This is a genomic window from Bacillota bacterium (assembly GCA_023511835.1).
Classification (GTDB): domain Bacteria; phylum Bacillota; class Sulfobacillia; order JAIMAT01; family JAIMAT01; genus JAIMAT01.
On the sequence record JAIMAT010000084.1, the window covers coordinates 1 to 8352 of the forward strand.

At 71.6% G+C, this 8352-nt stretch carries 8 protein-coding genes; all 8 read left to right on the forward strand.

Annotated elements, in window-relative coordinates; translation table 11 throughout:
- A partial coding sequence (locus tag K6U79_09905) for an ABC transporter substrate-binding protein (protein MCL6522665.1) occupies positions 1-1187 on the forward strand: 1187 nt, incomplete at its 5' end.
- Positions 1188-1323: 136 nt separating this feature from the next.
- Positions 1324-2187, forward strand: coding sequence for a branched-chain amino acid ABC transporter permease (locus K6U79_09910; GenBank protein ID MCL6522666.1), 864 nt, complete (start codon positions 1324-1326; stop codon positions 2185-2187).
- Positions 2184-3191, forward strand: coding sequence for a branched-chain amino acid ABC transporter permease (locus K6U79_09915; GenBank protein ID MCL6522667.1), 1008 nt, complete (start codon positions 2184-2186; stop codon positions 3189-3191). Before K6U79_09910 ends, K6U79_09915 begins: the two co-directional genes overlap by 4 nt.
- The gene (locus tag K6U79_09920) at positions 3158-3904 is read left to right on the forward strand and encodes an ABC transporter ATP-binding protein (protein MCL6522668.1); all 747 of its coding nucleotides are present in this window, start codon (positions 3158-3160) and stop codon (positions 3902-3904) included. Before K6U79_09915 ends, K6U79_09920 begins: the two co-directional genes overlap by 34 nt.
- Positions 3901-4635 (forward strand): ABC transporter ATP-binding protein, encoded by a 735-nt coding sequence (locus K6U79_09925; protein ID MCL6522669.1) that lies wholly within the window; start codon positions 3901-3903, stop codon positions 4633-4635. The genes K6U79_09920 and K6U79_09925 overlap by 4 nt, the downstream gene beginning before the upstream one ends.
- 294 nt (positions 4636-4929) lie before the next feature.
- Entirely contained in the window at positions 4930-6978 is a 2049-nt protein-coding gene (acs, locus tag K6U79_09930; GenBank protein ID MCL6522670.1) for an acetate--CoA ligase, read from the forward strand.
- A 4-nt stretch (positions 6979-6982) separates the two neighbouring features.
- Positions 6983-7570 carry an acetate uptake transporter gene (locus tag K6U79_09935; protein MCL6522671.1) on the forward strand — a complete coding sequence of 196 codons (588 nt, stop codon included), beginning with the start codon at positions 6983-6985 and terminating at the stop codon, positions 7568-7570.
- Between the two features lie 128 nt (positions 7571-7698).
- Positions 7699-8253: a hypothetical protein gene (locus tag K6U79_09940; GenBank protein ID MCL6522672.1), complete on the forward strand. Its 555-nt coding sequence runs from the start codon at positions 7699-7701 to the stop codon at positions 8251-8253.
- The last annotated feature ends 99 nt before the right edge of the window (positions 8254-8352 follow it).

Consider the following 8352-nt stretch of genomic DNA (forward strand, 5'->3'; position numbering starts at 1 on the left):
CGAAGCCGTCGGCTTCGTCCGGCGGCACCCCGTCCGGCTCCTCCTCCGCCTCGGGCTCCAGCAGCTCCTCCGGCGGAACCATCCGGCTCGGCGTCATCACCTCGATCACCGGCTCCCAGGCGGCCTTCGGGCAGGCCCACCAGCGCGGCTACGAGATCGCGCTGGAGGAGATCAACGCCAAGGGCGGCGTGCTGGGCAAGAAGATCGAGCTGGACTACTGCGACGACACCTCCAAGCCGGACCAGGCCGTGCAATGCGTCTCGAAGCTGATCGACCAGGACCACGTGCCGCTGGTGATGGGCTCCTACTCCAGCGAGAGCACGTACGCCATCGTGCCGGTGATGACGCAGAAGCAGGTCCCGCTCATCATCCCGACGGCGGTGGCGGACAACGTGATGCAGACGGGCTCGCCCTGGATCTTCCGCGTCTGCGCGGGCTCCGGCGACTACGCCAAGGCCATGGTCGACTTCCTGAAGCAGAACGGCGACCCCAAGACCATGGCCATCATCTATGAGAACACCAACTTCGGCCAGTCCAACGACAAGTCCATGCGCCAGGCGGCGGCCGCCGCGGGCATCCAGGTGATCGACGAGGAGGCCTACAACGCCGGCTCGCCCGACTACAAGGCGCTCCTGCAGAAGGTGAAGGCGAAGCATCCGGACGCCATCTACTTCGCCAGCTACCTGCTGGACGCGGTGACGCTGATGCACCAGGCGCGGCAGGTCGACCTGAACGTCAAGTACTTCACCGCCGCTGGCACCGGCTTCAGCGCCGCCGAGTTCCCCACCCCGGACAAGGGCGCCGGCAAGGACGCCGAGTACACCTTCTCGGTCAACCAGTGGCTGCCCGACGTCAACTGGCCGGGTTCCAAGGAGTTCGACCAGAAGTTCTTCCAGAAGTACGGCGCGCACCCGGCCTACCACGCCATCGAGGCCTACGCCGCGCTCTACGCGGCGGCGGCGGCCATCGAGAAGGCGGGATCGCTGGATCCGGCCAAGATCCAGGAGGCGCTCCACCACATCGACATCCAGACCGCCTTCGGCCCCGTCCACTTCGGCCAGAGCGGCCAGAACCCGCACCCGGTGCTGATCTCCCAGGTGCAGGGCGGCAAGTTTGTCACCGTCTGGCCGCCGGACGTGGCCTCGGCCAAGCCGATCTACCCGACGCCGCCCTGGAGCCAGCGCTAGCAGGCAGGCCGGAACGGGGTGGGTGGCGCCGCCGGAGGGCCGTCCGGAACGCCACCCGCCTCCGTGTTCAGCGGCCCCCGGCGGGCCGCCCGTCGGGCGGCAGCCGGGCCGAGTTCGACGGTGGGGAGGCGACTCCTTGGTCGTCCTGCAGACAGTGCTCAACGGGCTCCTGACGGGCGGGCTCTACGCGCTCATCGGCATCGGCATGGCGCTGGTCTTCGGCGTCATGCGCATCGTCAACTTCGCCCACGGGGCCCTCATCATGGTCGGTATGTACGCCGCCTACTTCGCCTTCACGCTCCTGGGGCTGAGCCCCTACCTGGGCTGGCTCCTCTCCGCGCTCCTGCTCTTCGCCCTGGGCTGGCTCCTCTACCGGGGCCTGATCCGGCCGGTGATGGGCCAGTCGGACTTCATGCAGATCCTCCTCACCACCGGCATCTGGCTGGCGCTGGTCGACTTGGCGCAGCTCGCCTTCGGCGCCGACTACCGCCAGATCAACCTGGCGCTGGCCAACGCCGTGGTCCACCTGGGCCCGTTGACCCTGAGCGACGGCTATCTCCTCTCCTTCGCGGCGGCCGTGCTGGTCATCGGGCTGGTCTACGCCTTTCTCTACCGGACGGAGATCGGCCGCGACGTCCGCGCCGTCGCCCAGAACCGCGAGGTGGCGCCGCTGATGGGCATCGACGTGGAGCGCGTCTCCGCGGTCGCCTTCGCCCTGGGCGCCGCCTGCGCCGGCGCCGGCGGCGCGCTCCTGCTGCCGCTCTTCTACCTCTACCCGACGGTGGGCGACCCGCTTCTGCTCCGCTCCTTCGTCATGGTGGTGCTGGGCGGCATGGGCAGCGTGGAGGGCGCCGCGCTGGGCGGTCTCGTGCTGGGCGTGGCCGAGAGCCTGACGGGCTACTTCTGGACGGACAGCTACTCGCAGGTGGTCGACTTCCTGCTCTTCCTCGCGGTCCTGCTGGTCCGGCCCAGCGGCCTCCTGGGGAGGCAGCGGGCATGAGCGGGGATCGTCGCCGGCTCTACGCCGGCAGCCTGGTCGCCCTGGTGCTCCTTCTGCTGGTGCCGCTGGGGGTGCAGAACGGCTACTACCTGGAGGTGCTCTTCCGCGTCTTCATCTTCGCCGCCCTGGGGCTGGCCTGGAACCTGGTGGGCGGCTACGCGGGGCAGCTGAGCCTGGGCCACGTGGCCTACTTCGGCGTGGGCGCCTACGCCTTCACCCTCCTGGCCCTGGACCTGGGCTGGAACCCGTGGCTGGGGGTGGCCGGCGGCGTCGCCTTCTCGCTCCTGGCGGCGCTGGTCATCGGCTCCATCACCTTCCGCCTGCGCGGTCCCTACTTCACGCTGGCCACCATCGCCACCGCGGAGATCCTCCGCCTGCTGGTCCTCAACCTGCAGGACTTCACGCGCGGCGCCATCGGCATCTCCACGCCGCAGCTCTTCCCGGCGGCGGCGGGCGACCGCGACTTCTACCTGGCGGCGGTGCTGCTGGCCGCGGTCGCCTACGCCTTCAACCTGTGGGCGGACCGCTCGCGCTTCGGCTACTACCTGATGGCCATCCGCGAGGACGAGGAGACGGCCATGGCGGTGGGCGTCAACCCGGCGCGCACCAAGCTCCTGGCGCTCCTGCCCAGCGCGGTCCTCACCTCGCTGGGCGGCTCGCTCTACGCCAGCTCCTTCCACTTCGTCCAGCCCGACTACGTCTTCTCCATCGACATCTCCAACCAGGCGGCCATCGTGGCCATGCTGGGCGGGGCGGGCACGGCGCTGGGGCCGGTGCTGGGCTCGGTCATCCTCATCATCGCCTCGGAGCTGTTCAAGGAAGTCTTCCAGACGGCGCACCTGCTGATCTACGGCATCCTCATCGTGGTCGTCGTCCTCTTCCTGCCCGGCGGCCTGATCGGCCTCTTCGGGCGCCGGGGACGGCGCCCCCGCGCCGCCGCCCTGCCGGCGGCGGCCCGAGGAGAGGAGGGATCGCCACGCCACTCCTCGAGCTCGAGCATGTGACGAAGCGCTTCGGCGGGCTCCTGGCCACCCACGACGTCAGCTTCGCCGTGGAGCCGGGTGAGGTCGTCTTCATCATCGGCCCGAACGGGGCGGGAAAGACGACGCTCTTCAACCTGATCACCGGCTACCTCCACCCCGACGCGGGCGCCATCCGCTTCCGCGGCCAGCCCATCCACGGCCTGCCGCCCTACCGGATCACGGCGCTGGGCGTGGGGCGTACCTTCCAGATCCCCAAGCCGCTGACCCACCTGAGCGTGCTGGAGAACGTCATGCTGGGCGCCTTCCTGCACGCCGGCTCCCACGCCGAGGCCGAGCGGCGCGCGCTCCAGGTGCTCCAGTGGCTGGAAATGGGCGACCTGGCCCGGATGGAGGCGGGCGGGCTGCCGGTGGCCTCGCTCAAGCGGCTGGAGGTGGCGCGCGCCCTGGCGACGGGCGCCCAGCTCCTCCTCCTGGACGAGGTGGTGGCGGGGCTCAGCCCCGCCGAGGCCGACGCCTTCGTCGGCATCCTCCGCCGCCTGCCCGAGATGGGCGTCACCGCCGTGGGCGGCGTGGAGCACATCATGCGCGTCGTCGTCTCCATCGCCGACCGCGTCATCGTCCTCGACCACGGCACCCAGCTGGCCGCCGGCCGCCCCGAGGAAGTGGTCCGCGACCCGGCGGTCATCGAGGCCTACCTGGGCAGCAAGTTCGCGCGGAGGGAGGGAGCGCCGTGACCGCCACCCGCCCCAAGGCCGAGCCGCTCCTGGAGGTGCGCGGCGTCACCGCCTTCTACGGCGACTTCCAGGCGCTCTGGGGCGTCGACCTGGAGGTGCGCGAGGGCGAGGTGGTGACGCTCCTGGGCGCCAACGGGGCGGGGAAGACCACCACCCTGCGCGTCGTCTCCGGCCTCCTCCGCCCTGCCTCCGGCTCCGTCCGCTTCGCCGGCGAGGAGATCACCGGCCGCCCCGCCCACCGCATCGTCGAGCTGGGCATCGCCCACGTGCCCGAGGGGCGCCAGCTCTTCCCGCTGATGAGCGTGGAGGAGAACCTCCTGCTGGGCGGCCGCGTCCCGCGCGTGCGCGCGCGCCGCCAAGCCAATCTGGAGCGGATGGTGGAGCTCTTCCCCATCCTGGGCGAGCGGCGCCGCCAGGCGGCGGGGACGCTCTCGGGCGGCGAGCAGCAGATGCTGGCCATCGCCCGCGCGCTCATGTCCGAGCCCCGCCTGCTCCTGTTGGACGAGCCCTCGCTGGGCCTGGCGCCGCGGGTGACGGAGGAGGTCTTCGCCACCGTCCGCGCCGTCGCCGCGCGAGGCGTCACCGTCCTCCTGGTGGAGCAGAACGTGCTGGAGGCGCTGGAGATCTCCGACCGCGGCTACGTCATCGAGCACGGGCGGATCGTCCGTGCCGGCCCGGCCGCGGAGCTCGCCCGCGACGCGGCCATCCGCGAGGCCTACCTGGGGCTCTAGGCGGCGGGGCGGCCGGGGGAGGTGTCGAGGGGGCCGCCTGCCGGGCCCGGCCCGCAGGCCGCCCCTTCGTCCGCGTCGCCGCGCCGGGGGAGGCGGGGGCGGCGGGGCTTCCTCGCGCGAAGAGGACGAATCGCGGCGCTGACGTCGGGTAGAATGGCGCAACCCTTCGACAGATTCCACCATCACGAAGGAAATCCGTTCCCAACCGCGAAACCCATGGACGCGATCCGAGCGCGCGTTCCGTTCCACTTCGCGCGCCTTTCGGTCGACGCACCCACAGGGAGGGGTGGGTAGATGGCGTTGGAGCGGAGACCGGAGGCGGGACCGTCGGAGGCCGAGATCGCCGTCCACTGGAAGGAGGAGGAGTACTACTACCCGCGTCCCGAGTTCATCGCCCAGGCCAACCTGGCCGATCCGGCCATGTACGAGCGCTTCAGCCTGGAGAACTTTCCCGACTGTTTCAAGGCGTACGCCGACCTGCTCGACTGGACCAAGTACTGGGAGACGACGCTGGACACCTCGAACCCGCCCTTCTGGCGCTGGTTCGTGGGCGGGCGGCTCAACGCCAGCGTCAACTGCGTCGACCGCCACCTGGCGCGGCACCGGAACAAGACCGCCATCCACTTCGTGCCCGAGCCCGAGGACGAGCCCATCCAGCACGTCACCTACCAGGAGCTCTACCTGCGCGTCAACGAGTTTGCCGCCCTCCTGCGCGACTTCGCGGGCCTGAAGCGGGGCGACCGCGTCACCATCCACATGCCCATGGTGGCCGAGCTGCCCATCGCCATGCTGGCCTGCGCCCGCCTGGGCGTCATCCACTCCGTCGTCTTCGCAGGCTTCAGCGGCAAGGCCTGCGGCGAGCGCGCGGCCGACTCCGGCAGCCGGGTGCTGATCACCATGGACGCCTACTGGCGCAGCGGCAAGCTCCTCGACCACAAGGAGAAGGCCGACGTGGCGGTGGAGGAGGCGGCCAAGCTCGGCCACACCATCGAGAAGGTGCTGGTCTGGCAGCGCTACCCCGGCCGCCTCTCCAGCCCGACGCCGCTGGTGGAGGGGCGCGACTACGTGGTCAACGACCTGCTGCGCGACTTCCGCCACCGCCTGGTGGAGCCCGAGGAGGTGCGCGCCGAGGAGCCGCTCTTTCTCATGTACACCAGCGGCTCCACGGGCAAGCCCAAGGGCGTCCAGCACAGCACCGGCGGCTACCTGGCCTACGTCGCGGGGACGGCCAAGTTCTACCAGGACATCCATCCCGAGGACGTCTACTGGTGTATGGCCGACATCGGCTGGATCACCGGCCACTCCTACATCGTCTACGGGCCGCTGGCGCTGGGCGCCTCCACCGTCGTCTACGAGGGGACGCCCACCTGGCCCGACGCGGGACGACCCTGGCGGATCGCCGAGGAGCTGGGGGTCAACATCTTCCATACCTCGCCCACGGCCATCCGCGGGCTGCGCAAGGCCGGCCCGGAAGAGCCGCTCAAGTACAACTACCACTTCAAGCACATGACCACCGTGGGCGAGCCCATCGAGCCCGACGTCTGGCGCTGGTACTACGACGTGGTGGGCAAGGGCGAGGCGGTCATCGTCGACACCTGGTGGCAGACGGAGACGGGGGGCTTCCTCTGCACCACGGCGCCGGCGCTCCACCCCATGAAGCCGGGCAGCGCCGGGCCGGGCGTCCTGGGCATCCACCCCGTCATCTACGACGACGAGGGGAACGAGATCCCGGCGGGCTCGGGTCGCGCGGGCAACATCTGCATCCGCAACCCCTGGCCCGGCCAGATGCAGACCATCTGGGGCGACCCCGAGCGCTACGTCCGCACCTACTACGCCCGCTACTGCAAGAACCCGGCCAGCAAGGACTGGCGCGACTGGCCCTACATGGCCGGCGACGGGGCGGTTCAGGCGGCCGACGGCTACATCCGCATCCTGGGCCGCATCGACGACGTGATCAACGTGGCGGGCCACCGCCTGGGCACCAAGGAGATCGAGAACGCCGCCCTCACCGTGCCCGAGGTGGCCGAGGCGGCGGTGGTGGCCGCGCGCGACGAGATCAAGGGCATCATGCCGGAGCTCTACGTGGTCCTCCACCCCGGCTACGCGCCCAGCGAGGAGCTGCGCCAGCGCATCGTCGACGCGGTGGCGCGCGAGATCAGCCCCATCGCCAAGCCGCGCAACGTCTACGTGGTCCCCGACATGCCCAAGACGCGCTCGGGCAAGATCATGCGCCGCATCCTGGCCGCCATCTCCGACGGCCGGGAGGACGTGGGCGACGTCACCACCCTGGCCGATCCCGACGTGGTGGAGACGATCAAGAACATGGTCCAAGGAAGGGGATGAAGCGATGACCGGCAAGCTGGCCAATCCCGCGCCCCTGGGCCTGGCAGGCTTCGCGTTCACGACGTGGATGCTCAGCATGATCAACGCCGGCTGGTTCAGCGCCGACGGCATGGGCCTGGTGCTCTCGCTGGCCCTGGCCTACGGCGGCCTCGCCCAGCTGGTGGCCGGGGTGCTGGAGTATCCCCGCGGCAACACCTTCGGTACGGTGGCCTTCTTCTCGTACGGGGCCTTCTGGCTCTCCTTCGCGCTCTTCATCCACCTCTTCGGGGCCAAGGCGCCGGCCCCCTTCGTGGGCTGGTTCCTCCTGGTCTGGGGCATCTTCACCTTCTACATGTGGATCGGCTCACTGCGCACCAACATGGCGCTGCAGCTGGTCTTTCTGGCGCTCTGGATCACCTTCGTCCTCCTGGCGCTGGGCGACTTCGGCGCCGCCGGGCTGGGGACGCTGGGCGGCTACGTGGGCCTGATCACGGCGATCCTGGCCTTCTACACCTCGGCCGCCGAGGTGCTCAACGACGTCTACGGCCGGACCGTGCTGCCGCTGGGCCGGGCCGTGGTCGCCGAGCGGCGCAACGTGGCCGCGGGCGCCTGAGCGCGTCGCCTCCGGCCCGGGAGCCGGCGCCGCCGCGCCGGCCCCGGGCCTCCTCGTGCGCGGGGCCCGGGCGCTCCCCGCGCTCCGGCCATACTACCCACCAGCCGGATGGACGAGGAGGCCCGGAGATGGACGCGAGAGGATGGTGGAGAGGGGCGGTGGCCCGCGTCGCAGCGGCGGCGCGGCGGGCGGTCGCCGCGCGCGCGGCCCGCGGCAGGCCGGGGGCGGGCCGGCGCCTTCTCGGCTGGCTGGGGGCGACCGTGGCGAGGCGCTGGCTCCTGCCGCTGGCGGGGGCGGCGCTGGCCGGGCTGACCCGCGCCTGGCTGGGCCGCCGGCGCCGCGCGGCGAGCTGGCCGGGCGGAGGGCGGAGGGCGGGGGAGCGGACGCTCTCCTCGCTGGCCATGGAGATGGGCCGCGAGATCATGGCCGAGAGCCGGCCGGGAGCGGGCGAGCGGCAGCAAGGGCCGGAGGCCGCGCCGGGGGCCGGCCGGCCGGTGGAGGCCGGCGCCGGGGAGGAGCCCGCCGCGGAACCGCCCGCGGACCAGGCCTTCGGCCTGGAGCCGGTGGCGGAGCGGACGGGACGCGCCCGCGTCCGCATCGCCGGCGCCGAGCGCGCGGCGGGCGGGGCGACGGGCGACCAGCCCGGCGGCCCGGAGGAGACCGGGCCGCTGGGAGAGGCCTGAGCCCGGCGGGGAGGGCGCCGACCTCCCCCGGGTGCTTCCGCCCGCCCGTCCCGGGCGGCAGAATGACGCCAGGGCGGCCGGACCGCGGTCCGGCCGCCC

Coding starts and splice junctions, on each gene's coding strand:
- K6U79_09915 (MCL6522667.1), top strand. CDS start 2,184: ATGAGCGGGGATCGTCGCCGGCTCTACGCCGGCAGCCTGGTCGCCCTG.
- acs (MCL6522670.1), top strand. CDS start 4,930: ATGGCGTTGGAGCGGAGACCGGAGGCGGGACCGTCGGAGGCCGAGATC.
- K6U79_09935 (MCL6522671.1), top strand. CDS start 6,983: ATGACCGGCAAGCTGGCCAATCCCGCGCCCCTGGGCCTGGCAGGCTTC.
- K6U79_09940 (MCL6522672.1), top strand. CDS start 7,699: ATGGACGCGAGAGGATGGTGGAGAGGGGCGGTGGCCCGCGTCGCAGCG.